This is a genomic window from Streptomyces tagetis (assembly GCF_018069565.1).
Lineage (GTDB): Bacteria > Actinomycetota > Actinomycetes > Streptomycetales > Streptomycetaceae > Streptomyces > Streptomyces tagetis.
Window position 1 is genome coordinate 78,578 of sequence record NZ_JAGPNL010000006.1, and the last position, 25,067, is coordinate 103,644.

Sequence of the window (25,067 nt, forward strand, 5' to 3'; positions counted from 1 at the left end):
CTTCGCGTACGGTTGACGGCTGCCCAGCACGTCAGAAGGGGGCCCGGTGGCCGCACAGGCTCAACAGGATTCCGCGGTCGACTCGGTTCACACCGCAGCGCACGACTCCGTACGGGATCGGGAGATCTCCGGGGAACAGGCACACCTGGACCGGGTGTACCACCGCCTGGAGGAGAAGATCCACGAGGCGGAGTTCCTCATGCGCGACGCGGCGCAGCGCGGCCAGGTCGGCACGCCCGGCGCGCTCGCCGAACGCGATGCCCAGGTCTTCCGGGCCGGCATCCACCTCAACCGCCTCAACAGCGAGTTCGAGGACTTCCTCTTCGGCCGGATCGACCTGCTGGCCGGCAAGGACGGCAAGAAGGGTCCCGACGGCGCCTACACCGCCGTCGAGCCGGCCGAGGGCGCCATCCGGCCCGACGACACGGCCGACATCGCCGAGACCCTGCACATCGGCCGCATCGGCGTCCTCGACGAGGACTACACGCCGCTCGTCATCGACTGGCGGGCCCCCGCGGCGGCCCCCTTCTACCGGTCCACGCCGGTCGACCCGGGCCGCGTGGTGCGCCGCCGGGTGATCCGCTCCAAGGGGCGGCGCGTCCTCGGCGTCGAGGACGACCTGATGCGCCCCGAGATCCGGGCGTTCCTGGACGGCCGGGAGCTGCCGGCCGTCGGCGACGGCGCCCTGATGGCCGCCCTCGGCCAGGCCCGCACCCACTCGATGCGGGACATCGTCGCCTCCATCCAGGCCGAACAGGACCTGGTGATCCGCGCCCCCGCCGCCTCCGTGACCCACGTCGAGGGCGGCCCCGGCACCGGCAAGACCGCCGTCGCCCTGCACCGGGCGGCGTACCTGCTCTACCGGGACCGGCGCCGGTACGCGGGAGGCATCCTGATCGTCTCCCCGACCCCGCTCCTGGTGGCGTACACCGAGGGCGTGCTGCCCTCCCTCGGCGAGGAGGGGCAGGTCGCCATCCGCGCCCTCGGCTCCCTCGTCGACGGCGCCGAGGCCACCCTCTACGACTCGCCCGCCACCGCCCGCGCCAAGGGCTCCGCCCGGATGCTCAAGGTGCTGCGCAAGGCCGCCCGCGGGGCGCTGGAGCCGAGCGGTTCCCCGACCAGGCTGCGGGTCGTCGCCTTCGGCCGTCGGCTCGAACTGGAGGCCGAGGAGCTGGCCGGCATCCGGCGCAACGTCCTCGGCGGCACCGCCCCCGTCAACCTGTTGCGCCCCCGCGCCCGCCGGCTGCTCCTGGACGCCCTGTGGGAGGTCTCGGGCGCCGGCGCCCGCCACACCGACCCGGAACTCGCCGCCGAACTGCGCTCCTCCTTCGACGAGGACGTCAGTACCGAGGACTCCTTCATCGCCTTCCTCGACGCCTGGTGGCCCGAGCTGACCCCGGGGTCCGTGCTGGACGCCATGGCCGACGAGAAGCGGCTGGGCCGCTGGGCCCGGCGGGTGCTCACCCCGGGCGAGGTGCGCCGGGTGGCGCGCTCCCTGCGGCGCGAGGGCCGCAGCGTGCACGACATCGCCCTGCTGGACGAGCTGCACTCCCTCCTCGGCACCCCGGCCCGGCCCCGCCCGCGGCGCGATCCGGACGCCTTCGACCAGTTCGGCGGCGTGGAGGAGCTGATGCCGCAGCGCGAGGAGAGCCGGCGCGAGCGCGCCGAGCGGCTGGCCCGGGAGCGCACCGAGTACGCCCACGTCATCGTCGACGAGGCCCAGGACCTGACGCCGATGCAGTGGCGGATGGTGGGCCGCCGCGGCCGGCACGCCACGTGGACCGTGGTCGGCGACCCGGCCCAGTCCTCCTGGTCCGACCCGGAGGAGGCGGCCGCGGCCCGTGACGAGGCCCTGGGCAGCCGTCCGCGCCGCCACTTCCGGCTCACCGTCAACTACCGCAACCCGGCCGAGATCGCCGAGCTGGCCTCCCGGGTGCTCGCGCTCGCCCTGCCCGGCGCGGAGTCGCCCTCGGCGGTCCGCTCGACCGGCGTGGAGCCCCGTTTCACCGTCGCCGGGGACTCCCTGGCCGCCACGGTCCGCGAGGAGGCGGCGCGGCTGCTGGAGCGGGTCGACGGCACCGTCGGCGTCGTCGTCGCCATGAACCGGCGCGAGGAGGCCCGGGGGTGGCTCGACGGGCTCGGGGACCGGGTGGTGGCGCTGGGCAGCCTGGAGGCCAAGGGCCTGGAGTACGACGCGACGGTCGTGGTCTCGCCGGCCGAGATCGCCGACGAGTCGCCGGCCGGGCTGCGCGTGCTCTACGTCGCCCTGACCCGGGCCACCCAGCAGCTCACCCTCGTCTCCGCCGGGCGCGACGAGCCGGACGCCCACGGCGTGCCGGACCTGCTCCGCGACTGAGCCGGACCGGGAGACGTACGTCACAGCTCTCTCGGAGTGGGCCGTCCCCGGGAGCCGGATGACGGTGTCGCCGGGAGCCCGGGGACGGACGAGAGGCCCGTGCCGCACGGCACGGGCCTCTCTCGTGGTCTCGCACTTCTGTGAAGGTGGCACCGACCCGCCATGCTCGCCTCGCGGCAAGTGGTCGCTCGCAGCGACGAAGGTTGGGCCCGGGGGCTTGGATCGAGCCGGTGCCACATCCACGGTAACAAACGATGCCCGTGAGGCCATTCCCTCGCACAGGTTCGTTTCCGGGAGCCGGACGCGTCTTCCGCCGTGGAGTCGCGTTCTCGTATGGTGGAAGCCGTTTTTCGAAAGAAACATCCGCCGATCGGGTGGACCGCGAACAAAAAGTTCGCAATCCGGGGCGGCTACCACGTACTCGGCGGTAGGTGCGACGATCGGACGGCACAACCAGCGACACCGTGAAAGCAGAGGAAGTCGGCCATGGCAACGGCGCCCAGCGTCTCCTACTCGATGACCATCAGGCTGGAGGTGCCCGCGAGCGGAACGTCCGTGTCGCAGCTCACCACCGCCGTCGAGTCCTCCGGAGGCTCGGTGACCGGCCTCGACGTCACGGCGTCCGGCCACGAGAAGCTCCGTATCGACGTCACCATCGCGGCCAGCTCGACCTCCCACGCCGACGAGATCGTCGAGGAACTGCGCGGAGTCGAGGGCGTCGTCCTCGGCAAGGTCTCCGACCGTACCTTCCTCATGCACCTCGGCGGCAAGATCGAGATGGCGTCGAAGCACCCCATCCGCAACCGCGACGACCTCTCCATGATCTACACCCCCGGGGTCGCCCGCGTCTGCATGGCCATCGCGGAGAACCCCGAGGACGCCCGCCGCCTGACCATCAAGCGCAACTCCGTTGCGGTCGTGACGGACGGCTCGGCGGTGCTGGGCCTCGGCAACATCGGGCCGAAGGCCGCGCTGCCGGTCATGGAGGGCAAGGCCGCCCTCTTCAAGCGCTTCGCCGGCATCGACGCCTGGCCGCTCTGCCTGGACACCCAGGACACCGACGCGATCGTGGAGATCGTCAAGGCCATCGCCCCGGGCTTCGCCGGCATCAACCTGGAGGACATCTCCGCGCCGCGCTGCTTCGAGATCGAGGCCCGGCTGCGCGAGGCCCTGGACATCCCCGTCTTCCACGACGACCAGCACGGCACCGCGATCGTCGTCCTCGCCGCCCTCACCAACGCCCTGCGGGTGGTCGGCAAGGGCATCGAGAACGTCCGCGTGGTCATGTCCGGCGCAGGCGCGGCCGGCACCGCCATCCTCAGGCTGCTGCTCGCCGCGGGCGTGAAGAACGCGGTCGTCGCCGACATCCACGGCGTCGTGCACGCGGGCCGCGAGGACCTGGTGGACGCGGCGCCCGACTCGGCGCTGCGCTGGATCGCGGACAACACCAACCCGGAGAACATGACCGGCACGCTGAAGGAGGCGGTGCAGGGCGCCGACGTCTTCGTCGGTGTCTCCGCCCCCAACGTCCTGGACGGCGACGACGTCTCCGCCATGGCCGAGGGCGCGGTCGTGTTCGCGCTCGCGAACCCGGACCCCGAGGTCGACCCGGCCGTCGCCCGGCAGACCGCGGCCGTCGTCGCCACCGGCCGCTCCGACTTCCCGAACCAGATCAACAACGTCCTGGTCTTCCCGGGCGTCTTCCGCGGTCTGCTCGACGCCCAGTCCCGCGCGGTCACCACCGGCATGATGCTGGCCGCCGCGCAGGCCCTCGCGGACGTGGTGACCGAGGACGAGCTGAACCCGAACTACATCATCCCGAGCGTCTTCAACGACAAGGTGGCGGGCGCCGTCGCGGGCGCCGTGCGGGACGCGGCGAAGGCCGCGGGCGTCGCTCCGTAGGCCGGGGGGCGTGCGCCGGGGCGGCCGAACGGCGGGTGCGGGCGATCCGCACGCGGCCCCGTCCCATCGGCGCGTCGCGGACCGGCGGGCCGTGTGCCGCCCTCTAGGGTGGCGCAAGGCTCGGGCCGTCCCTTCGTGTGACTCCCTGGGGTGTTCGCACCTCGCCTGGGGGTGCCGGATTGGCATTACCGCCGCAGGTGCAGGCAGGATGCCTCCCTGGGCGCGACGGTCCGACGGCGGACCCGGGTGAGGGAACTGTCCGAGGGCCCTGGCAGCATCGGCTTTCGCTGTGCCTGACATGCGGCTCCGCCGCGTGGCACGCCTCCATGGCAAGAAGAACACGGGAGTAAGAAAATGAACCGCAGTGAGCTGGTGGCCGCGCTGGCCGACCGCGCCGAGGTGACCCGCAAGGACGCCGACGCCGTGCTGGCCGCGTTCGCCGAGGTCGTCGGCGACATCGTCTCCAAGGGCGACGAGAAGGTCACCATCCCCGGCTTCCTGACCTTCGAGCGCACGCACCGTGCCGCTCGGACCGCCCGCAACCCGCAGACCGGCGAGCCGATCCAGATCCCGGCCGGCTACAGCGTGAAGGTCTCGGCGGGCTCCAAGCTCAAGGAAGCCGCCAAGGGCAAGTAAGCAGGCGCCCCGCTTCGGGCGCCGGGTGACTGCGGGCCGTCGCGCGGCCCGCGGGCCGCCCGTGGCCGGCCGCGCGGTTCCCCGAGCCGCTCGACGGGGCACTCCTCCAGACGCCGATGGGGCGGTCACCCGGACCCGGGTGACCGCCCCATCGGCGTCCTGGACGAGGGACCCTAGCCGAGGGCCTTGCCGGGCAGCTCGACCTTGGCGCCCAGCTCCACGAGCTTCTCCATGAAGTTCTCGTAGCCCCGGTTGATCAGGTCGATGCCGTGCACCCGGGAGGTGCCCTGGGCCGCGAGGGCGGCGATCAGGTACGAGAAGCCGCCGCGCAGGTCGGGGATGACCAGGTCGGCGCCCTCCAGCCGGGTCGGTCCGGAGACGACCGCCGAGTGCAGGAAGTTGCGCTGGCCGAAGCGGCAGTCGGAGCCGCCCAGGCACTCGCGGTAGAGCTGGATGTGGGCGCCCATCTGGTTGAGCGCGGAGGTGAAGCCGAGCCGGGACTCGTAGACCGTCTCGTGCACGATGGAGAGCCCCGTGGCCTGCGTCAGCGCCACCACCAGCGGCTGCTGCCAGTCGGTCTGGAAGCCGGGGTGCACGTCCGTCTCCAGGGCGATCGACTTGAGCTGCCCGCCCGGGTGCCAGAAGCGGATGCCCTCGTCCTCGATCTCGAAGGCGCCGCCCACCTTCCGGAAGGTGTTCAGGAAGGTCATCATCGAGCGCTGCTGGGCGCCGCGGACGTAGACGTCTCCCTCGGTCGCCAGGGCCGCCGAGGCCCACGAGGCGGCCTCCAGGCGGTCCGAGAGGGCGCGGTGGTTGTAGCCGCCCAGCTCGTCCACGCCGGTGATCCGGATGGTGCGGTCGGTGTCCATGGCGATGATCGCGCCCATCTTCTGCAGTACGCAGATGAGGTCCTCGATCTCCGGCTCCACGGCCGCGTTGGACAGCTCCGTGACGCCCTCGGCCAGCACGGCCGTCAGCAGCACCTGCTCGGTGGCGCCGACCGACGGGTAGGGCAGCCGGATCTTCGTGCCGCGCAGCCGCTGCGGGGCCTCCAGGTACTGGCCGTCCGCCCGCTTCTCGATCCGCGCGCCGAACTGGCGCAGCACGTCGAAGTGGAAGTCGATGGGCCGACCGCCGATGTCGCAGCCGCCCAGCCCCGGGATGAAGGCGTGCCCGAGCCGGTGCAGCAGCGGACCGCAGAAGAGGATCGGGATGCGCGAGGAACCGGCGTGGGCGTCGATGTCGGCGACGTTCGCGCTCTCCACGTGGGTCGGGTCGAGCACCAGCTCACCGGGCTCCTCACCCGGGCGGACCGTGACCCCGTGCAGTTGGAGGAGTCCGCGTACGACCCGCACGTCGCGGATGTCCGGCACGTTGCGCAGCCGGCTCGGCGCACTGCCCAGCAGGGCGGCGACCATGGCCTTCGGCACGAGGTTCTTCGCACCGCGGACCCGGATCTCGCCCGTCAGCGGGTTTCCACCGTGGACAAGCAGTACGTCATCAGCGCCGTTGACGGTCATGGATCTCGCGTTCCGTGGAGGGGGCAGGGCCAGAAAGGAAAGGGTAGTCGCCCCCGGGAGCCCCGGAGCATGCCCGTAGGGGGTCCGCGCGGTCATGGCTCTGTCACAACACGAGCCGTCGCCCGGCGGGCACGCGGGGTCACGGGAAGCGCGTGTCCCGGGGGCGTGTTCACCCCCGTGCCCCCGATTGCCTCCCCACGGAGCGGGAACATGCGGGATCATGTCTGGCATGACCGAGGTGTCCTCGCTCACGGGGCGGCTGCTCGTGGCGACCCCCGCCCTGGCGGACCCGAACTTCGAGCGTGCGGTGGTGCTTCTCCTCGACCACGACGAGGAGGGTTCCCTCGGCGTCGTCCTCAACCGGCCCACCCCGGTCGGCGTGGACGACATCCTGGACGGCTGGGCGCGGCTGGCCGGCGAGCCCGGGGTCGTCTTCCAGGGCGGACCGGTCTCGCTGGACTCGGCCCTCGGCGTCGCGGTCGTCCCCGGCGGCTGCGGCGAGGCGGAGGCCCCGCTGGGCTGGCGCCGGGTGCACGGCGCGATCGGGCTGGTGGACCTGGAGGCCCCGCCGGAGCTGCTGGCCCCCGCGGTCGGCTCCCTGCGGATCTTCGCCGGGTACGCGGGCTGGGGACCGGGCCAGTTGGAGGACGAGCTGACGGAGGGGGCCTGGTACGTGGTCGAGTCCGAGCCCGGCGACGTCTCCTCGCCCTTCCCGGAGCGGCTCTGGCGCGCGGTCCTGCGCCGGCAGCGCAGTGAACTGGCGATGGTGGCCACGTACCCGGACGACCCCTCGCTCAACTGACGCGTGTGAGCTTGGATACCCCGGCTTTCAGTACCCTGGCACCTATGAGCACTCTCGAGCCCGAGCGCGGGACTGGTACGGGGACCCTCGTAGAGCCGACGCCGCAGGTGTCCCACGGTGACGGCGATCACGAGCGCTTCGCCCACTACGTCCAGAAGGACAAGATCATGGCGAGTGCCCTCGACGGCACTCCCGTCGTGGCGCTGTGCGGCAAGGTCTGGGTACCGGGCCGCGACCCGAAGAAATATCCGGTCTGCCCCATGTGCAAGGAGATCTACGAGTCCATGAGCGCCGGTGGCGATCAGGGCAAGGGCGGCGGCGACAAGAAGTAGCGGCCCCCCTCCCGCGGGCCGGTCTCCCGAAGGCCCCCGGAGCGCGTTCGCGGCGCGCTCCGGGGGCCTTCGTGCCGTCCCGCGTTGCACAGGGCGCAACCGGCGGTCACAGAGTGGTTGAGACCTCTTGTGGGTGTGATCCCCGAGTACCTAGCCTCCGTGGAAGTTGTGCAGAGCAAAACCGTCATTGCGCATGTTGCAACGCTCCTTCGGAGGACCGCTCGATGAAGCTCCCCGCAAGACTCCCGGCCCGGCTCGCCGTCTTCCTGGCCGCCGCCGCCCTCAGCGCCACCGCCTGTGCCCCCCAGACCTCGGGCGGTTCCGCCTCGGGCGCGGACGAGAAGACCGGCACCCTGCGGGTGTGGCTCTTCCAGGAGGTCAACAACCGGCCCAAGGAGAAGGTCGTCGACTCCGTCCTGGCCGGATTCCGCAAGGACCACAAGGGCGCGGACGTCTCCGTCGAGTACATCCCCGTCGAGACCCGCGCCGAACGCATCAAGGCCGCCTTCAACGACCCGAAGAGCGCCCCCGACGTCATCGAGTTCGGCAACACGGACACCGCCGGGTACGTGAAGGACGGCGGACTCGCCGACGTCACCGCCGACTTCGACGCCTGGAACGAGGCCAAGGACGCCGACCCGACCGCCCGCCAGTCGGTCACCGTGGACGGAAAGGTCTACGGAGCCCCCTACTTCGTCGGCGTCCGGGCCCTCTACTACCGTACCGACGTCTTCGGCGACCTCGGGCTGAAGCCGCCCGCCACCCTCGGCGAACTCGCCGCCACCGCCCGCGAGGTCAGGTCCGCCCGCCCCGACCTGTACGGCATCGCCGTCGGCGGCGCCTACACCTACGGCGCCCTGCCCTTCCTGTGGGCCCACGGCGGCGCCCTCGCCACCGGCAAGGACGGCTCCTACGCCTCCGGCCTCGACACCCCCGCCGCCCGCAAGGGCATCCAGGCGTACACCTCCCTCTTCGGCGACGACAACTGCCCCGCCGCCAAGTGCGCCGGCATGGGCGGCAACGACACCGTCACCGCCTTCGCCTCCGGCAAGGCCGCCATGGCGATCGCCGGCGACTTCAGCCACCAGGCCGTGGAGTCCGGCTCGGTCAAGGGCAAGTACGCCGTCGTGCCGCTGCCCGGTGCGAAGGCCGGCACCATCGCCCCCGCCTTCGCCGGCGGCAACAACATCGGCGTCCTGAAGGGCACCTCCCACCGCACCCTCGCCGTCGACCTGATGAAGCGGCTCGCCGCCAAGAAGACCCAGGGCGAACTCTTCGACGCCATGGGCTTCCTGCCCACCTTCACCGACGTACGGCAGCAGGCCGCCGAGCGGGAGCCGTTCGTGAAGCCCTTCGTCCAGACCCTCGCCTCCGGGACCGAGTTCGTGCCCGCCTCGCCGGCCTGGGCGCAGATCGACGCCTCCCTCGTCCTGCCCACCATGTACCAGGAGATCGTCAGCGGCCGGAAGGACGTGGCGACCGCCTCCGAGGACGCCGCCAAGAAGATGAACGACGCGTTCGGCTCCGTCGGATGACAGCGCCCGCCACCCCGGTGGCCGCGGACCGCCCGCCCGTGCGGGCGGCCCGCGGCGGCGCGGTCCACGGCACCCCCCGCCGCCGGGGTGGCCGCGCCACCCCCTGGATCTACCTCGCGCCCGCCCTCGTCGTCCTCGGCGGACTGCTCGTCTACCCCGTCTACCAGCTCGGCCTGATCTCCTTCCTGGAGTACACCCAGGCCCAGGTCTCGGGCGGCGAACCCACCACCTTCCAGGGCCTGGGCAACTACGCCACCCTCTTCCGCGACGAGGAGTTCTGGCGGGTCCTGCTCGCCACCCTCCTCTTCGCCGCCGCCTGCGTCCTCGGCACCCTCGCCGTCGGCTGCGCCCTCGCCGTGCTCCTCACCCGCGTCCGCGCCCTGCCGCGGCTCGCGCTGATGCTCGCCGGACTCGGCGCCTGGGCCACCCCCGCGGTCACCGGCTCCACCGTCTGGCTGCTCCTGTTCGACGCGGACTTCGGCCCGGTCAACCGCGTGCTCGGCCTCGGCGACCACTCCTGGACGTACGGGCGCTACAGCGCCTTCCTCTTCGTCCTGCTCGAAGTGGTCTGGTGCTCCTTCCCGTTCGTCATGGTCACCGTCTACGCCGGCATCCGCGCCGTCCCCGCCGAGGTGCTGGAGGCCGCCGCCCTCGACGGCGCCTCCCCCTGGCGCGTCTGGCGCTCGGTGCTCGCCCCGATGCTCCGGCCGATCCTGGTGGTCGTCACCATCCAGTCGGTCATCTGGGACTTCAAGGTCTTCACCCAGATCTACGTCATGACGGGCGGCGGCGGCATCGCCGGCCAGAACCTCGTCCTGAACGTCTACGCCTACCAGAAGGCGTTCGCGTCCTCGCAGTACAGCCTGGGCGCCGCGATCGGCGTGGTGATGCTGCTGATCCTGCTCGCCGTCACGCTGGTGTACCTGCGGCTGCTGCGCCGCCAGGGGGAGGAGCTGTGAACCTCACGCGCGCGCGGGTGCGCCGTCCGTGGCGGCTGGCGGCCGAGGCGTCGGCGCTGCTGATCGCCGTCCTGGTCGCCTTCCCGCTCTACTGGATGGTGCTCAGCGCCTTCAAACCGGCCGGCGAGATCGCGTCCGACCGGCCGCGGCCGTGGACGCTTTCGCCTTCGCTGGATTCCTTCCGGCGGGTCTTCGGGCAACAGGAATTCGGCCGCTATTTCCTCAACAGCCTGCTCGTCGCGGGCGCCGTCGTCGTCGCCTCGGCGCTGATCGCGTTCCTCGCCGCGACGGCCGTGACACGGTTCCGTTTCCGTTTCCGGACCACCCTCCTGATCATGTTCCTGGTGGCCCAGATGGTGCCGGTGGAAGCGCTCACCATCCCGCTCTTCTTCCTCATGCGGGACTTCGGCCAACTGAACACGCTGGGCGCGCTGATCCTGCCGCACCTCGCCTTCTCGCTGCCCTTCGCCATCTGGATGCTGAGGGGATTTGTGAAAGCCGTGCCGGAAGCCCTGGAGGAGGCCGCCCACGTCGACGGCGCGAGCCGTACGCGCTTTCTGTGGCAGATCCTTTTCCCGCTGGTCTTCCCGGGGCTCGTGGCCACCAGCGTGTTCTCCTTCATCTCGGCCTGGAACGACTTCCTCTTCGCCAAGTCGTTCATCATCAGCGACACCTCCCAGTCGACGCTGCCGATGGCCCTGCTGGTCTTCTACAAACCGGACGATCCCGACTGGGGCGGAGTGATGGCCGCCTCCACCGTGATGACGATTCCGGTACTGGTCTTCTTCGTACTCGTACAACGACGACTCGTCTCCGGCCTCGGCGGAGCGGTGAAGGACTGACGTGAGCGACACGACCCCGGCGACGGGCCCGATCCCGGCCCCGCTGACCCTCGACGGCCCCGGTCCGGGCGCCGTCGCCCTGACCCCCGCGACCACCCTGGCGGCCGGCCCCGGCACCGAAACCACCGAACGCTGGCTGCGCGCCGTCCTCGGCCCCGCCCTCGGCCTCACCCTGCCGACCGCCCCGCCCGGCGCCGACGCAGGCGCCGGGCTGCGGCTGCGCACCGACGACACGCTCGGCCCGGAGGAGTACCGGCTCACCGCCGGCGCCGACGGCGTCGAGATCACCGGCGGCGACGCGGCCGGCGTCTTCTGGGGCGCCCAGACCCTGCGCCAGCTCATCGGCCCCGACGCCTTCCGCCGGGCACCGCTGCGGCCCGGAGCCGGACACCGGCTGCCGTACGTGAGCGTGCGGGACGCGCCCCGCTTCCGCTGGCGCGGCCTCATGCTCGACGTCGCCCGGCACTTCATGCCCAAGGACGGCGTACTGCGCTACCTCGACCTGATGGCGGCGCACAAACTCAACGTCCTGCACTTTCACCTGACGGACGACCAGGGATGGCGTATCGAGATCCTGCGCTACCCCGAACTCACCGCCACCGGCGCCTGGCGCCCGCGCACCAAATACGGCCACCGGGCCTCCCCGCTGTGGGAGGACAAGCCGCACGGTGGTCACTACACCCAGGACGACATCCGCGAGATCGTCGCCTACGCCGCCGAGCGCCACATCACCGTCGTCCCGGAAATCGACGTACCCGGCCACTCGCAGGCCGCCATCGCCGCCTATCCGGAACTCGGCAACACCGACGTCGTCGACACCGCCGCCCTCGGCGTCTGGGACACCTGGGGCGTCTCCCCGAACGTCCTCGCCCCCTCCGAGAACACCCTGCGCTTCTACGAGGGCGTCTTCGAGGAACTCCTCGGCCTTTTCCCCTCCGAGTTCGTCCACGTGGGCGGCGACGAATGCCCCAAGGACCAGTGGCGCGCGTCGGCCGCCGCGCAGGCCCGCATCGCGGAACTCGGGGTCGACGGCGAAGACGGACTCCAGTCCTGGTTCATCCGGCACTTCGACCGCTGGCTCACCGCGCGCGGGCGCCGGCTCATCGGCTGGGACGAGATCCTGGAGGGCGGTCTCGCCGAGGGCGCGGCCGTCTCCTCGTGGCGCGGCTACGCCGGCGGGATCGCCGCCGCGCGCGCCGGACACGACGTCGTCATGTGCCCCGAGCAGCAGGTCTACCTGGACCACCGGCAGGACGGGGGACCGGACGAGCCGGTTCCGATCGGGTACGTCCGCACCCTGGAGGACGTCTACCGGTTCGAGCCGGTTCCTCCCGCGCTGACCGAGACGGAGGCCGCGCGCGTCCTCGGCACCCAGGCCAACGTGTGGACCGAGGTGATGGAAGACCAGGCCCGCGTCGACTACCAGGTCTTCCCGCGGCTCGCCGCCTTCGCCGAGGTCGCCTGGAGCGCCCTGCCGGCCCCCGCCGACCGGGACTTCGCCGGCTTCGAGGAGCGGATGGCCGACCACTACCGGCGCCTGGACGCCCTCGGCGTCGCCTACCGGCGGCCCGGCGGCCCGCTGCCCTGGCAGCGCCGGCCCGGGGTGCTCGGCCGCCCGATCGAGGGCGCGCCCCCGAACGCGTAGGGCGCACCGCCGGACACGTACGGAAAACGCCCCCAAACGCCACTCAAGAGTGGCAACTCGCACGCAACGCCGATCACCGGAGGTCCCGTGTGAAACCTGGCCATCTCCCTGGCCAGGTGGGCGAATGCCGCCTAGCGGACCCCTGCGTTCGGGCCCTGCAAAGATGTGCCAGAGTTGCCACGTCGGCCCTGTCAGCACGTACCGTACGGCGACACGGGCGGGACCAGTGGGACAGCGGGAAGGGGCAGTCGGGTTGACCACGCACGCACCGCAGGCGGCGCAGGCCGTCACGCTGCCCACGACACTGGACGAGGCCGTGGCGGTGCTCACCGCCACGCCCGCCGCGGTGCCGGTGGCGGGCGGAACCGACCTGATGACCTCCGTCAACTCCGGCCAGTTGCGGCCCGCCGCGCTGGTCGGACTCGGCCGCATCAGCGAGATCCGGGGCTGGCAGTACCAGGACGGGCACGCCCTGCTCGGCGCGGGACTCACCCACGCCCGCATGGGCCGCCCCGACTTCGCGGCCCTCATCCCGGCGCTGGCCGCCGCCGCCCGCGCCGCCGGCCCGCCGCAGATCCGCAACGCGGGCACCCTCGGCGGCAACATCGCCTCCGCCGCCCCGACCGGCGACGCGCTGCCGGTCCTGGCCGCGCTGGAGGCGACCCTGATCATCGCGGGCCCGTCGGGGGCCCGCCGGGAGATGCCGGTCTCGTACCTGCTGGCCGGCATGGAGATGCTGCGCGCCGGCGAGCTGATCGGCCATGTGCGCGTGCCGCTGCTGCACGCCCCCCAGGTCTTCCTGAAGGCCACCGGCCGGACCGGTCCCGGCCGCGCGCTGGCCTCCGTGGCCCTGGTCCTCGACCCGGCCCGGCGCGGGGTGCGCTGCGCCGTCGGCGCCATCGCGCCGATGCCGCTGCGCCCCCTGGAGGCCGAGGAGTGGGTCGCCCGGCTCATCGACTGGGACAACGGCCGCGCGATCGTCCCCGAGGCGCTGAGCGCCTTCGGCGAGTACGTCGCCGCCGCCTGCATCCCCGACGCCGCGCCGGCCGAGGACGGCTCCGCGCAGCAGCTCCCGCCCGCCGTACTGCACCTGCGGCGCACCGTCGCCGCGCTGGCCCGACGAGCACTGGGGAGGGCGCTGTCGTGACCGACGACCAGCAGGGAGAGGGCGCCGCGCCCCGTGGCGGCGGGCGCTGGGACCCGCTGCCCCAGGGCGACTACGACGACGGTGCCACCGCCTTCGTGAAGCTCCCCGAGGGCGGCATCGACGCGCTGCTGGCCTCCGCCGACAGCCCGCTCGCCGCGCCGGGCCACGGCTACGTGCCGCCGCAGATCACCGTCACGCCCGCGACGACCGCCGGCACCGACCCGGCGGCCACCGGCGCCTGGGCGACGCCCGCCGACGGCACCCGGTGGCAGCAGGCCCCGGACGCCGGGGGACAGGCGGCGGCGCAGCGGTTCCCGGGGCAGGAGTACGCGGGACAGGAGTACGCCGGGCAGGAGTACGGGGGCCGGGCGTACGCCGCCCCGGCCGAACCGGACGCCTACCCGGGGCAGGTGCCGTACCAGGACCGCAACGGCCACGGCGGGCAGGGCGGTTACCCGGCGCAGGACCCGTACGGGCAGCCGGGGCAGGCGCGTCAGCCGGGGCAGCCGGGCCGGGCCGGGCACGGTGGTCAGGACGGGCACGGGGGCGGTCAGGACAGGCACGGTGGTGGTCAGGCCGGGCACGGTGGTGGTCAGCCGGGGCGGCCGGCGGCCGACGTCGGGCACGACGACCGGTTCGCCTACCACCCGGACGCCTCCGGGCAGTGGGACCTCGGCGGCGAGGCGCCCGCGTCCGCCCCGGGCCCCGACGCCGCCGGACGCGGCGCGGCCGAGCCGGGCCCGAACGGCCCGTGGTCCATCCCGCTCGCCGACGGCGATCTCCCCGACGACTCGGGCGAGTTCACCACGTCGTCCCTGGCCGGTCAGTGGAGCGGCGGCGCCGCTCCGCCGGCCACGCTCCCGGGCGGCGCCGCCGCCCCCTGGGCACCCCAGCCGGCCGGACAGCCGTGGGACGAGCGCGAGCGGGAACGCCCCGGGGCGCTGCCGGACGCCGGTCCCCGGACCGACGGGCGCGGCGAGGCCCTCGTCCGCGAGGAGACGCCGACGGCGTCCCCGTCGCCGACGCCTGCTGAGGCGGGTGCGGCGGGTGCGGTCCGGGAGGCCATGGGGCTTGGTGGGCCTGGTGGGCCTGGTGGGCATGGTGGGACCGAAGGGACTGTTGGGGCTGGTGGGGCTGCCGCGGCGGCCGGAGCCCGCGGGCCCGGCGAGGCCGGAGCGCTCGGCGCGGCAGGCGAGACCGGTGCGCCAGGTGGTTCTGCCGGTCCCGGTGGGGCCAATGCGGCCGGTGTGCCCGGTGCGCCCGGTGTGCCCGCTGGGTCAGGCAGGCAAGGCGAGTCCGGTGCGCCCGGTGCGCCCGGTGAGTCCCGTGAGGCTGCCGGGAACGGTGGGCCCCGAGGGCCGGAAGGGTCCCAGAAGGCCCCTGAGGCCCCCGTGGCGCCCTCCGCGGCCCCCGTACGGCACTCCGAGGCCGAATCCGGGCCGGAGGCCGCCCAGCCGCCCGTGACGGACCCCGCCCCGGCGGCGGCCCGCACGGCGTCCGCCGGGGAGCCGGCCGCCGAGGCCGGGGGAGCGGCCCGCCCCGGCGCCGGGGCATCCGCCGAACCCGCCCCGGGGCCCGAGCCCGCCGCCGACCCCGGCCCCGTACGCCAGGACGGCTCGCTCGGCGCCCACGACGAACACCCCCTCGCCTCCTACGTGCTCCGCGTCAACGGCGCCGACCGGCCCGTCACCGACGCCTGGATCGGCGAGTCGCTGCTGTACGTGCTGCGTGAACGCCTCGGCCTCGCGGGCGCCAAGGACGGCTGCTCCCAGGGCGAGTGCGGCGCCTGCAACGTGCAGGTCGACGGACGCCTCGTCGCCTCCTGCCTCGTCCCGGCCGTCACCGCCGCCGGCAGCGAGGTGCGGACCGTCGAGGGACTGGCCACGGACGGCCGGCCCTCCGACGTCCAGCGGGCCCTCGCCCGGTGCGGCGCCGTGCAGTGCGGCTTCTGCGTGCCCGGCATGGCGATGACCGTGCACAACCTCCTGGAGGGCAACCCGGCCCCGACCGAGCTGGAGACCCGCCAGGCCCTCTGCGGCAACCTGTGCCGCTGCTCCGGCTACCGGGGCTTCCTGGAGGCGGTCCGCGAGGTCGTCGCCGAACGCGCCGCCGAGGCGGAGGAGGACGAGGGCGCCGACCCCGGCGAGGACGACGGCGCCCGCATCCCGCACCAGGCCGGACCGGGCGCGGGCGGCGTCAACCCCTCGGCCTTCGACCCGGCACCCCGCAGCGCCGCCCCCGACCCGCACGGCCGCCCCCCGCACGACCAGGCGCCCCGTGACGGGCAGCCCCCGTACGACCAGCCCTACGACCAGCCGCCCTACGGTCAGGACGGAGGCCAGGCGTGAGCAACGAGACCGCCACCGCGGAGCCCGCCGCGACGGCGCAGACCGACCCCGACACGCCCCCCCTCGGCCTCGGCGCGTCCCTGCTGCCCGCCGACGCCCGCGCCAAGACCGAGGGCACCTTCCCCTACGCCGCCGACCTGTGGGCCGAGGGACTGCTCTGGGCGGCCGTCCTGCGCTCCCCGCACCCGCACGCGCGCATCGTCTCCATCGACACCAGCCACGCGCGCGAGATGCCCGGCGTCCGCGCCGTCGTCACCCACGAGGACGTGCCCGGCACCCCGCTGCACGGCCGCGGCCGTGCCGACCGGCCGCTCTTCGCCTCCGAGGTCGTACGCCACCACGGCGAACCCCTCGCCGCCGTCGCCGCCGACCACCCGGACACCGCGCGGATGGCCGCCGCCGCCGTCATCGTCGAGTACGAGGTGCTCGACCCGGTGACCGACCCCGAGCAGGCGTTCGAGGCCGAACCGCTGCACCCCGACGGCAACCTGATCCGGCACATCCCGCTGCGCCACGGCGACCCGGACGCGGCCGGCGAGATCGTCGTCGACGGCCTCTACCGCATCGGCCGCCAGGACCCCGCCCCCATCGGCGCCGAGGCCGGCCTCGCCGTGCCCCGCCCCGACGGCGGCGTGGAGCTGTACCTGGCCTCCACCGACCCGCACGGCGACCGCGACGCCGCCGCCGCCTGCTACGGGCTGGAACCCGAGCGCGTCAAGATCGTCGTCACCGGCGTCCCCGGCGCCACCGCCGACCGCGAGGACCAGGGCTTCCAGCTCCCGCTGGGCCTGCTCGCCCTCAAGACCGGCTGCCCGGTGAAGCTCACCGCCACGCGCGAGGAGTCCTTCCTCGGACACGCCCACCGCCACCCCACCCTGCTGCGCTACCGCCACCACGCGGACGGCGAGGGCCGGGTGGTGAAGGTCGAGGCGCAGATCCTGCTCGACGCGGGCGCCTACGCCGACACCTCCTCCGACGCGCTCGCCGCCGCCGTCGCCTTCGCCTGCGGCCCCTACGTGGTGCCCAACGCCTTCATCGAGGGCTGGGCCGTACGCACCAACAACCCGCCGTCCGGCCATGTGCGCGGCGAGGGCGCGATGCAGGTCTGCGCCGCCTACGAGGCGCAGATGGACAAGATCGCCAAGAAGCTCGGCCTCGACCCGGCCGAGGTCCGGCTGCGCAACGTACTCGCCACCGGCGACGTGCTGCCCACCGGCCAGACCGTCACCTGCCCGGCCCCGGTCGCCGAACTCCTGGAGGCGGTACGGGAGTTCCCGCTGCCGCCGCTGCCCAAGGACACCCCCGAGGACGAGTGGCTGCTGCCCGGCGGCCCCGAGGGCGCGGGCGAGCCGGGCGCGGTGCGGCGCGGCGTGGGCTACGGCGTCGGCATGGTGCACATGCTCGGCGCGGAGGGCGCCGACGAGGTCTCCACGGCCACCGTCCGGGTCCAGGGCGGATCGGCGACCGTGCTGTGCGCGGCCGTCGAGACCGGACAGGGCTTCACCACCCTCGCCCGGCAGATCGTGCAGGAGACCCTCGGCATCGACGACGTGCGCGTCGCCCCCGTCGACACCGACCAGCCCACGGCCGGGGCGGGCTGCCGGGGCCGGCACACCTGGGTCTCGGGCGGCGCGGTCGAACGGGCCGCGAAGATGGTCCGCACCCAGCTCCTCCAGCCCCTCGCCCACAAGTTCGGCATGTCCACCGAGCTGCTCCAGATCACCGACGGCAAGATCACCTCGTACGACGGGGTGCTGTCGACCACCGTCACCGAGGCGATGGACGGCAAGGAGCTGTGGGCCACCGCGCAGTGCCGCCCGCACCCGACCGAGCCGCTCGACGCCTCCGGGCAGGGCGACGCCTTCGTCGGCATGGCCTTCTGCGCGATCCGCGCGGTGGTCGACGTCGACATCGAGATCGGCTCCGTGCGCGTGGTGGAACTGGCCGTCGCCCAGGACGTGGGCCGGGTGCTGAACCCGGCGCAGCTCGCCGCCCGGATCGAGGCGGGCGTCACCCAGGGCGTGGGCATCGCGCTCACCGAGAACCTGCGCACCCCGCGCGGACTGGTCCGCCACCCCGACCTCACCGGCTACGCCCTGCCGACCGCCCTGGACGCCCCGGACATCCGCATCGTCAAGCTGGTCGAGGAACGGGACGTCGTCGCGCCCTTCGGTGCCAAGGCGGTCAGCGCGGTGCCCGTGGTGGCCTCCCCGGCGGCCGTCGCCTCGGCGGTGCGCGCGGCCACCGGACGCCCGGTCAACCGGCTGCCGATCCGCCCCCAGGCCGCGGTGGTCACCGGCTGATCCGGACCGGCCTGCGCGGCCGGGGCGTTGTCGGTGGGGCGCCGTAGTGTGGCGGTCGGTGGGGACGGTCGTGCCCGCCGGACCAGACGCACGGGGGACTCATGAGCACGCCGACCGGGTACCAGTCCGATCCGTACACCGCGCACCGCCCCGCGCGGCGCCGCCCCACCCCTGTGCCGCGCTCCCTGGCCGGCTGCGCGGCGGCGGCCGACGCGCTGGCCGCCCTGCGCGCCGGTGCCCCCGAGCCGGCCGCCGTCCCCCGGTGGCTGCCCGCGCTCCTGGGCGACGACCCGGAGGCCCTGCGCAAGGTGGCGTCGCTGCTCCGCCCGCCCCGCCGCTCCGGCCTCGCCCTGGACCTGCCCGCCCGGCTGCTGAGGGAGGGTTACGGCGCCGGGCGGATCGTCCGCTTCGAGGACGTCGACTTCCCGGCCGCGCTCACCCACGAGCCGAGCCGCCGTTTCCTGCGCGAGGTGGGCCTGCCCGAGGACGGGCCGGGGTTCCGCCTCGACACGGACGTGCCGCTGCCGACCCTGGCGGAACTCCACGCCCTCGCCGGCGACCCGGACAGCTTCGACGACGCCCCGGACACCCCGCCGATACCGGGCACGGACGACCTGATCCACCTGGGCCGCCTGCCGGGCGACGGCCGGCTGCTCCTCGACGGCACGACAGGCACGGTCCTCCACCTCACGACGACCGCCGCCCGCCCCCTCACCACGGACCTCTCCACCCTCGCCCTCACCCTGTGGCTCACCCACCGTGCGGGGTCGACCAAGGGTGCCCTCCGCCCGGCCGGCCACCGGAACCCGCCCCGCACAGCAGCCCCGGCAGCGACCCCCCACCCCGAGACCCGCCCCCGCATCCCGGGCCCCCGCGCCGGAGACCCCCGGGAGACGCACCCCCGCGGCGCGGCGCCCTCCCCGCCGGTCCCGCCGGTCCGCCGAGGGACCCCGCCCCGCAACCCCCTGCCCGGCCGGCGCCCGGCATCCGTACCACGGCCGCGCCTGACACGACGGACAGAGCCTGACCTGGCGCTCGCCGCTGGGCGTGAGTCGCGGCAGTAGCGGCAGGACCGTGGGCACAAGAGATCAACGACCAGTACGGGCGGGGTGGGCGTGAACGACATCGACCAGGCCAAGCACGAGCTGCGCGACAAGGTGTGGCGTCGTCTCATCGACGGCGGCGGCGCACCGGATGACTCCTACGGGAAGATCCCCGGCTTCCACGGCACCGAGGGCACTGCCGAGATGCTGGCCGGTCAGGATTTCTGGCGACGCGCCACCACCGTGAAGGCCAACCCCGACTGGGCGCAGCTTGCCGTCAGGGTTCGTGCGCTCAAAGACGGCAAGCGTGTCTACATGGCCGTCCCGCGCATGGCATCACCGCAACCCTTCCACCTGCTCGATCCGGAAAACCTCGGGCTTCCTCCCGAGGAGGCCGCCGAGAAGAAGGGCGCGGCTCAGGTTGCCCGCCGGATCGGGGTCGAGTCGATGGAACCTGTCGACGTCGTGGTGTGCGGCAGTGTCGCAGTGAACCGCTCCGGCGCGCGCATCGGCAAGGGTGCCGGGTACTCCGACCTCGAAGTCGCTCTTTTGATCGAGGCAGGCTTGGTGACGGAGCGGACGGTGATCGTCGCGCCGGTGCACCCGCTCCAGGTGATCGAGGAGGACATCCCCGAGACGGAGCACGACTTCAGCGTGGACTACATCGTCACTCCCGGCGAGGTGATCCCCTGTCCCGGCCGCAGGCGTCCACGCGGCATTGTCTGGGGCGATCTGACCGCCGACAAGATCGCAGCCATCCCCGTACTCGCCCAACGGGAACGCCGGGGACGGGCGTAACACCCTCGCTCACCACGGCCCCCGTCAGGATCAGGATCATGTCCGCACGCGAGCGCGTTGTCGTTGTCGGGGCTGGGGTGGCGGGGCTCATCACGGCCGTCGTTCTCGCCGAGGCCGGTGCTTCGGTGCACGTGATCGCCGAGCAGGTGCCGGGCGTCACGTCGCTGGCGGCCGGGGCGATGTGGGGGCCGTATCTGGCCGAACCGCAGGACAAAGCCGACCAGTGGGGGCAACGGTCCCTGGCGGTCTTCCACGAGCTGGCCGAGGACCCCGCCACGGGTGTCCGGCTCACCAGCGGTATCGAGGCATCCCGCACGACCGAGGCTCCGCCCGCCTGGGCCACCGCCCTGCCCGGCTTCCGGCCATGCGAGCCGCCCGAACTGCCGGCCGGGTTCACGGCCGGTCACCGGTTCACGGCGCCGCTGATCGACATGCCCAGCTACCTCGGCTACCTCCTGCGCCGCTTCCACGCCGCCGGCGGAACGGTCGAGCTGCGACGCCTGGCCTCGCTCACGGGCGCCGGCCTCGCGCCCGTGATCGTCAACTGCGCGGGCCTCGGCGCCAAGGATCTCCTCCCGGACCCCGACCTTCGGCCCATCCGGGGCCAGCACGTCGTCGTCACCAACCCGGGACTGACCGAGTTCTTCTCCGAGGACACCGGCCTCTCACCGGACCTGCTGTGCTTCTACCCCCACGGCGACACCGTCGTCCTGGGCGGCACCGCCATCGACGGCGACGGCGGCCTCGCCCCCGACGACAAGGCGGCGGACGACATCATCGCCCGCTGCGCCGAGATCGAGCCCCGTCTCGCCGAGGCCCGGGTCCTGGAGCACCGGATCGGGGCCCGGCCGACCCGGGCCACGGTCCGCGTGGAGACGGAGCGGCGGAAGGATGGCACGGTGCTCTTGCACAACTACGGACACGGAGGCGCCGGCGTCACGCTGTCCTGGGGCTGCGCTGAAGAGCAGCGGGGGCATGGTGGCTTGATGAGACCAGAGCTGAGGCCAGGGGCCCACTCTCCCTGCTGGTCGGCTCGGTCTCCGAGTGTAGATCTGTAAATGCTCGATGCCGCACTCTCCTGCCGAACTCTATGCCGGGCCCATGGCCTCCCCGACCGCGCGGCCAATGTGATCACGGACGTTGTCCGCTGAGACGTATGAGAGGGCCCTCTCCAGGCACTCGGCAGCGGCAGCGAACCAAGCCGCCTGCCGGCGCATGTGGCTGTCGAGAAAGGGGACAACAGCGCCCGTGGCGCTGCCCCGGGCCTCTCGTGCATACAGCACGGAGAGAGCGAACGCCCAGCACGCGTGGAGGAATCCATAGACGGGACGGTCGGTGCCTCGCCAGGGGGAGAAGAAGGTGACATCGGCGGGGAGAAGCACGTCGTACGCGGCCAGGGCGTCGTTGAGCCAGTTGTGGGCTGCCTCGTGGATCAGGTCGCGGGCCAGGATTTCGGGGTGGGCGGTGTAGTCGGTGAAGACGGTGCCGGGGAGGCGGGTGAGGGCCCAGCTGTGGAGGGTCTCGTCGAGCTGGCGGAGGTTGAGCAGGCAGATGACGGGGGCGTGCTGGATGAGCAGAGTGCCGAAGCCGTGTTCGACGGCGGATGCGAGGGCGGCACGAACGAGGGACTGGGCATCAGGTGGGGCGGGGGCGGTGTCGGGACCGACGAGGTAGTACGCGGTTTCGGAGATCTCCGAGCGGAGCAGCTCCGCGGGGCACGGGTTGAGCACGATGTGCTGGTCGGTCGACAGGTGGGTCAGGTCTCGCACCGACGTACGGCGGTACCAGGCGAGGCGGTCCGAGTCCCTTGCGCGCGCTGCGTGTTCCGCGCCTTCGAGCAGGTGGTGGGCCACGGCGTAGTCGAGGGCGGACGAGCCGAGGCGGTTGCCGAGCACGGAGGCGATACGGCTGGTTCTGCGGCGCTGGTGGTCGGCGATGCCGTCGAGGGTGACCAGGGCTTCCGCGGTGAGGGCGCTCATCAGGGGCTCCAGAGGGGAACGGGGCCGGACCCGGCTGAGCCCGGCCCCGGTGGAGGTCAGGGTGTGGTGGTGGGCTCGCTGGCGCCGGTGTCCGGCGTGATGGCCCGCCAGGTCTCGGTGGCCGCGTTGGAGGTGTGTGCGGTGGTGCGCACGGGGTCGCTGTCGCGCAGGGACGCGACCGCCTCCAGGAACTCGTCGAACGTCTTGTCGTCTGCCACTGCTCGCTCTCTCCTCCGGTCGGTGCGGTGGGTTGGGATGAAGGACGGGTGCGGGAGGGTGGGCCGCGGGGTCGGTTCATGGGCGCATGGCCCCCTACTCGGAGACGAAGTGCGTGAGGAACTTGCGAACGCGGCCGACGCGGACCGGTTCGGTGCCGTGGATGAGCTGGCTGCCGAAGACCACGAGCGTTCCGGGATCGGGTGTGACGCTCCATCGCGTGCGGGGCATGGCGCGAAACCAGGGAGAGGACATGTCCGCCCCGTCGTGCGCGAAGCGCATCCCCTGGGCGTACCCCGACCCGGTCGGCGCCTTGTCGGTGGTCCAGACGGCGTCGTTGCCCGTGGTCTCCACGTAGAACGCGCCGCCGGTGTCCCGGGTGTCCGTGGGGCGAGACCGTCGCGGCGGCGATCTGGCGGGGACGGGTGAGGGGGTCGGGAGCGATGCCGTCGACGTGCGGGGTGATGTACTGCCCGGCGCCGTACTCCAGATAGAACCAGGGCCGGTGGCCTGTGACCGACGGCAGCGTGCGCGTGACGGCGGCCATGTGGAGCTTCAGGGCCCGGTCGAGGCGGGCGGTCGCCTCGACCGGGATCTCGCTCATCTCGATCCGGCCGGCCGGTTCGTAGACGTCCTGCGCCTCGGCGGGGGAGTGGTCGGGGATCTCATGGATGGTGGTGCGGCGGTCCGTGCCGTAACGGTCGCGTCCGAGGGAGCCCAGCGCGTTGTCCATGACGAGGGAGAGGTGCTGGATCTCCTCCGGCTTGAGGAAGCCCTCCAGGGTGTGGACGGACAGCGTCTCGGAGACGTGGATCACTGCCGTCCTCCCTCGCCGGCATCGGCTTCGGTCGCGCAGGCGCAGGGGGTGGACGGCGGGGCGGAAGACGTCGCGGCCAGGGCCTCCGTGAGGACGCGTACGGCCTGGTCCAGGCTCCCGAAGTATGCGGTGGGCGTGGTGTCGGCAGCGGGCACGAGACGGAGGTCGAGTGTCGGATGCACCCGGCCGGTGGTGCGGCAGCCGAGTTCGCTGCGCCCGAGGACCAGCGCATACGCGTTCGGGAGTGCAGGCTCGGCCAGCCCGGCGGCACGGCACAGGCGCCCCGCTGTTCGCGCGTACTCGACGCGGTCGCGCGGCAGGATGCCAACCGACAGGAATCGGGGCTCGGCTCCGGGGACGCCGTCGTACCCGTGGCCCTGGCAACTGTCGTAGGTGACGGCGTTCCAGCCCGCGGTGAGCGCGTCGACGACAGGGCGGACGCCGGGCTCGATGCCCTCGGACCACTGGGGGTGGCGGGGGTCGAGATCGTCTGCCTCGTGCACGCCGGGGAGGCCGACCGTGTTGATGTTGCCGTGGGTGCTGACCTGGAGGCGCGCGGGTGGGCGGGGCGCGGCGGGGTCGTCCCACCGGGCCAGGAACGCCGCGACGTGGTGCATGTCGTTGGGGCTGATGGGGCGCCACCGCAGTCGGGCGCAGGGGGTGCCGGGCTGGAGGTCCGGTTGGGCGAGGAGGGCGGCAACGCCGTCGATCAGGCGCATGCGGTGGTCGCAGTACGCGTCCTCGTCACCGGCGGCGGCGAAGCGGAGTCGGACTGCCGGGCAGCCCGCGCCGCAGGTGTCTCGATAGTCGCAGGTCATGCACTTCGTGACCAGGGAGCCTGCCTGCCGCAGCAGGGAAGAGCTGCCCTGGGCACCTGCTACGTCCGACTCAGCGTGTACGTCGCCGAGCGCGGCGAGGCCGGCCTGTGGCCAGGGCAGCTCGTCACAGCTTCCCAGACGGTCATTGGGATAGAGAGTGAGGACGTGGTCGCACTTCAGGTCGGAGAAGTGACAGGAACGGGTCCGCAGACCCCTCAGACGGCGGATGACGGAGACGACGGGCTCCAGCTTGATACGGCGGAACATGCCGCCTGCGACCCAGTGGTGGGCGGCCTCCAGCACGAAGTCGGCGTACTGACGCGGCGTGACGGCCCAGGCCGGGCCGGTGGGGCCGATGGCCCGTTGCTGGAGTGCCCGACTGGTCGGCGCGCGGGATCCGACCACCGTGGTTGACCGGGTGACCGCCTCGTCGAAGCACGGCACCAGGCTGACCGTCGTCACGGCGGGAAAGGAGGCGAGGTGTTCCACGACCTCGGATGCTCGGCCAAGGACGTACGGGGTGACGGCGCAGATGACGCCGACCCGGCGGTCGCGACGGCCGAGGAGGTTCAGGGCCTTGACCGCTCGGGGGTACGTGGGGCGGCCGTCGTAACCGACGCGCCACGAGTTCCCGAGTGCGTCGCCGTCGAGAGAGATGCCGATCTCCAGCTCCGGGTAGTGCCGCTCGAACAGGTCCAACCAGGCGTCGTCGAGCTGGAGGCCGTTGGTCTGGAGGCTCACGCGGATGACGTTCGGTTGTGCGGCGAGCGCGTCCAGGATCTCTGCGATCCTTTCCCGGCCGGCTGTCAGGGGCTCTCCGCCATGGAGTTCGACGCTGAGCGGACGCCCGGAGAAGATCGAACCGAGACGGTGGATCTGTGCCGCGCTGATCCGGGCACCGCCCGGTGACTCCTTGCGCTTCTCGAAGCAGTACAGGCAGTCGATGTCGCAGGTCTCTCCTCGGAGCTTGAGGATGACGGAGACCGCGGTGTCCGGCCCGGTGCTCGACAACGGGGCGTAGAGACTCTCCAGGTCCGTGGGTGCGGTGCGGGTGACGGGCATCAGAGAA

Annotated in this window: 20 protein-coding genes; 15 read left to right on the top strand and 5 right to left on the bottom strand. The window is 73.0% G+C overall.

The features are described 5' to 3' along the window. Positions 1 to 46 precede the first annotated feature (46 nt). From J5Y05_RS21175 to J5Y05_RS21185, 3 genes are all read left to right on the top strand, one after another. Positions 47 to 2,356, top strand: a complete 2,310-nt coding sequence (locus J5Y05_RS21175) for a HelD family protein (protein ID WP_210874621.1) — start codon at positions 47 to 49, stop codon at positions 2,354 to 2,356. A 486-nt stretch (positions 2,357 to 2,842) separates the two neighbouring features. Then, complete coding sequence (locus J5Y05_RS21180) at positions 2,843 to 4,258, top strand: NAD-dependent malic enzyme (protein WP_210874622.1); 1,416 nt, start codon at positions 2,843 to 2,845, stop codon at positions 4,256 to 4,258. Positions 4,259 to 4,612: 354 nt separating this feature from the next. Then, positions 4,613 to 4,894 carry an HU family DNA-binding protein gene (locus J5Y05_RS21185; protein ID WP_003950507.1) on the top strand — a complete coding sequence of 94 codons (282 nt, stop codon included), beginning with the start codon at positions 4,613 to 4,615 and terminating at the stop codon, positions 4,892 to 4,894. Between the two features lie 173 nt (positions 4,895 to 5,067). On the opposite strand, the gene murA is transcribed toward J5Y05_RS21185, so the two are convergent. Beyond that, positions 5,068 to 6,414, bottom strand: a complete 1,347-nt coding sequence (gene murA / locus J5Y05_RS21190; protein ID WP_210874623.1) for a UDP-N-acetylglucosamine 1-carboxyvinyltransferase — start codon at positions 6,412 to 6,414, stop codon at positions 5,068 to 5,070. Positions 6,415 to 6,643: 229 nt separating this feature from the next. Here murA and J5Y05_RS21195 point away from each other — a divergent pair, with 229 nt between their 5' ends. From J5Y05_RS21195 to J5Y05_RS21250, 12 genes are all read left to right on the top strand, one after another. Continuing rightward, a complete protein-coding gene (locus J5Y05_RS21195) occupies positions 6,644 to 7,216 on the top strand; it encodes a YqgE/AlgH family protein (RefSeq protein WP_210874624.1) in 573 nt (190 codons plus the stop codon). A gap of 44 nt (positions 7,217 to 7,260) precedes the next feature. Then, a complete protein-coding gene (locus J5Y05_RS21200; RefSeq protein ID WP_210874625.1) occupies positions 7,261 to 7,548 on the top strand; it encodes a DUF3039 domain-containing protein in 288 nt (95 codons plus the stop codon). A 224-nt stretch (positions 7,549 to 7,772) separates the two neighbouring features. Continuing rightward, positions 7,773 to 9,083 (top strand): extracellular solute-binding protein, encoded by a 1,311-nt coding sequence (locus tag J5Y05_RS21205; RefSeq protein WP_210874626.1) that lies wholly within the window; start codon positions 7,773 to 7,775, stop codon positions 9,081 to 9,083. Continuing rightward, entirely contained in the window at positions 9,080 to 10,042 is a 963-nt protein-coding gene (locus tag J5Y05_RS21210) for a carbohydrate ABC transporter permease (RefSeq protein ID WP_247615075.1), read from the top strand. The genes J5Y05_RS21205 and J5Y05_RS21210 overlap by 4 nt, the downstream gene beginning before the upstream one ends. Next, complete coding sequence (locus J5Y05_RS21215) at positions 10,039 to 10,884, top strand: carbohydrate ABC transporter permease (RefSeq protein WP_210874627.1); 846 nt, start codon at positions 10,039 to 10,041, stop codon at positions 10,882 to 10,884. Before J5Y05_RS21210 ends, J5Y05_RS21215 begins: the two co-directional genes overlap by 4 nt. 1 nt (position 10,885) lies before the next feature. Beyond that, on the top strand, positions 10,886 to 12,529 hold the full coding sequence (locus J5Y05_RS21220) for a beta-N-acetylhexosaminidase (protein ID WP_210874628.1): 1,644 nt from the start codon (positions 10,886 to 10,888) through the stop codon (positions 12,527 to 12,529). A gap of 253 nt (positions 12,530 to 12,782) precedes the next feature. After that, the gene (locus J5Y05_RS21225; RefSeq protein ID WP_210874629.1) at positions 12,783 to 13,676 is read left to right on the top strand and encodes an FAD binding domain-containing protein; all 894 of its coding nucleotides are present in this window, start codon (positions 12,783 to 12,785) and stop codon (positions 13,674 to 13,676) included. Then, positions 13,673 to 16,024 (top strand): 2Fe-2S iron-sulfur cluster-binding protein, encoded by a 2,352-nt coding sequence (locus tag J5Y05_RS21230; protein WP_210874630.1) that lies wholly within the window; start codon positions 13,673 to 13,675, stop codon positions 16,022 to 16,024. The genes J5Y05_RS21225 and J5Y05_RS21230 overlap by 4 nt, the downstream gene beginning before the upstream one ends. Then, positions 16,021 to 18,327 (top strand): xanthine dehydrogenase family protein molybdopterin-binding subunit, encoded by a 2,307-nt coding sequence (locus J5Y05_RS21235; RefSeq protein WP_210874631.1) that lies wholly within the window; start codon positions 16,021 to 16,023, stop codon positions 18,325 to 18,327. The genes J5Y05_RS21230 and J5Y05_RS21235 overlap by 4 nt, the downstream gene beginning before the upstream one ends. 101 nt (positions 18,328 to 18,428) lie before the next feature. Next, positions 18,429 to 19,391, top strand: a complete 963-nt coding sequence (locus J5Y05_RS31950; RefSeq protein WP_247615076.1) for an SUKH-4 family immunity protein — start codon at positions 18,429 to 18,431, stop codon at positions 19,389 to 19,391. A 51-nt stretch (positions 19,392 to 19,442) separates the two neighbouring features. Continuing rightward, positions 19,443 to 20,168 carry a 5-formyltetrahydrofolate cyclo-ligase gene (locus J5Y05_RS21245; RefSeq protein ID WP_210874632.1) on the top strand — a complete coding sequence of 242 codons (726 nt, stop codon included), beginning with the start codon at positions 19,443 to 19,445 and terminating at the stop codon, positions 20,166 to 20,168. 38 nt (positions 20,169 to 20,206) lie between these two features. Further along, a complete protein-coding gene (locus J5Y05_RS21250) occupies positions 20,207 to 21,226 on the top strand; it encodes an FAD-dependent oxidoreductase (RefSeq protein ID WP_210874633.1) in 1,020 nt (339 codons plus the stop codon). A gap of 30 nt (positions 21,227 to 21,256) precedes the next feature. Here the strand turns inward: J5Y05_RS21250 and J5Y05_RS21255 are convergent, their stop codons facing one another. The 4 genes from J5Y05_RS21255 to J5Y05_RS21270 all read right to left on the bottom strand — a co-directional run bounded on the left by J5Y05_RS21255 (position 21,257) and on the right by J5Y05_RS21270 (position 25,060). Further along, positions 21,257 to 22,147: an aKG-HExxH-type peptide beta-hydroxylase gene (locus J5Y05_RS21255; protein WP_210874634.1), complete on the bottom strand. Its 891-nt coding sequence runs from the start codon at positions 22,145 to 22,147 to the stop codon at positions 21,257 to 21,259. 56 nt (positions 22,148 to 22,203) lie between these two features. Next, complete coding sequence (locus J5Y05_RS21260) at positions 22,204 to 22,365, bottom strand: hypothetical protein (protein WP_210874635.1); 162 nt, start codon at positions 22,363 to 22,365, stop codon at positions 22,204 to 22,206. A 94-nt stretch (positions 22,366 to 22,459) separates the two neighbouring features. Further along, on the bottom strand, positions 22,460 to 22,717 hold the full coding sequence (locus tag J5Y05_RS21265) for a hypothetical protein (RefSeq protein ID WP_210874636.1): 258 nt from the start codon (positions 22,715 to 22,717) through the stop codon (positions 22,460 to 22,462). A 459-nt stretch (positions 22,718 to 23,176) separates the two neighbouring features. Next, the gene (locus J5Y05_RS21270) at positions 23,177 to 25,060 is read right to left on the bottom strand and encodes a radical SAM protein (protein ID WP_210874637.1); all 1,884 of its coding nucleotides are present in this window, start codon (positions 25,058 to 25,060) and stop codon (positions 23,177 to 23,179) included. Positions 25,061 to 25,067: the final 7 nt, after the last annotated feature.

Coding starts and splice junctions, on each gene's coding strand:
- J5Y05_RS21195 (WP_210874624.1), top strand. CDS start 6,644: ATGACCGAGGTGTCCTCGCTCACGGGGCGGCTGCTCGTGGCGACCCCC.
- J5Y05_RS31950 (WP_247615076.1), top strand. CDS start 18,429: ATGAGCACGCCGACCGGGTACCAGTCCGATCCGTACACCGCGCACCGC.
- J5Y05_RS21270 (WP_210874637.1), bottom strand. CDS start 25,060: ATGCCCGTCACCCGCACCGCACCCACGGACCTGGAGAGTCTCTACGCC.
- J5Y05_RS21255 (WP_210874634.1), bottom strand. CDS start 22,147: ATGAGCGCCCTCACCGCGGAAGCCCTGGTCACCCTCGACGGCATCGCC.
- J5Y05_RS21205 (WP_210874626.1), top strand. CDS start 7,773: ATGAAGCTCCCCGCAAGACTCCCGGCCCGGCTCGCCGTCTTCCTGGCC.
- J5Y05_RS21185 (WP_003950507.1), top strand. CDS start 4,613: ATGAACCGCAGTGAGCTGGTGGCCGCGCTGGCCGACCGCGCCGAGGTG.
- J5Y05_RS21250 (WP_210874633.1), top strand. CDS start 20,207: ATGTCCGCACGCGAGCGCGTTGTCGTTGTCGGGGCTGGGGTGGCGGGG.
- murA (WP_210874623.1), bottom strand. CDS start 6,414: ATGACCGTCAACGGCGCTGATGACGTACTGCTTGTCCACGGTGGAAAC.
- J5Y05_RS21200 (WP_210874625.1), top strand. CDS start 7,261: ATGAGCACTCTCGAGCCCGAGCGCGGGACTGGTACGGGGACCCTCGTA.
- J5Y05_RS21180 (WP_210874622.1), top strand. CDS start 2,843: ATGGCAACGGCGCCCAGCGTCTCCTACTCGATGACCATCAGGCTGGAG.
- J5Y05_RS21210 (WP_247615075.1), top strand. CDS start 9,080: ATGACAGCGCCCGCCACCCCGGTGGCCGCGGACCGCCCGCCCGTGCGG.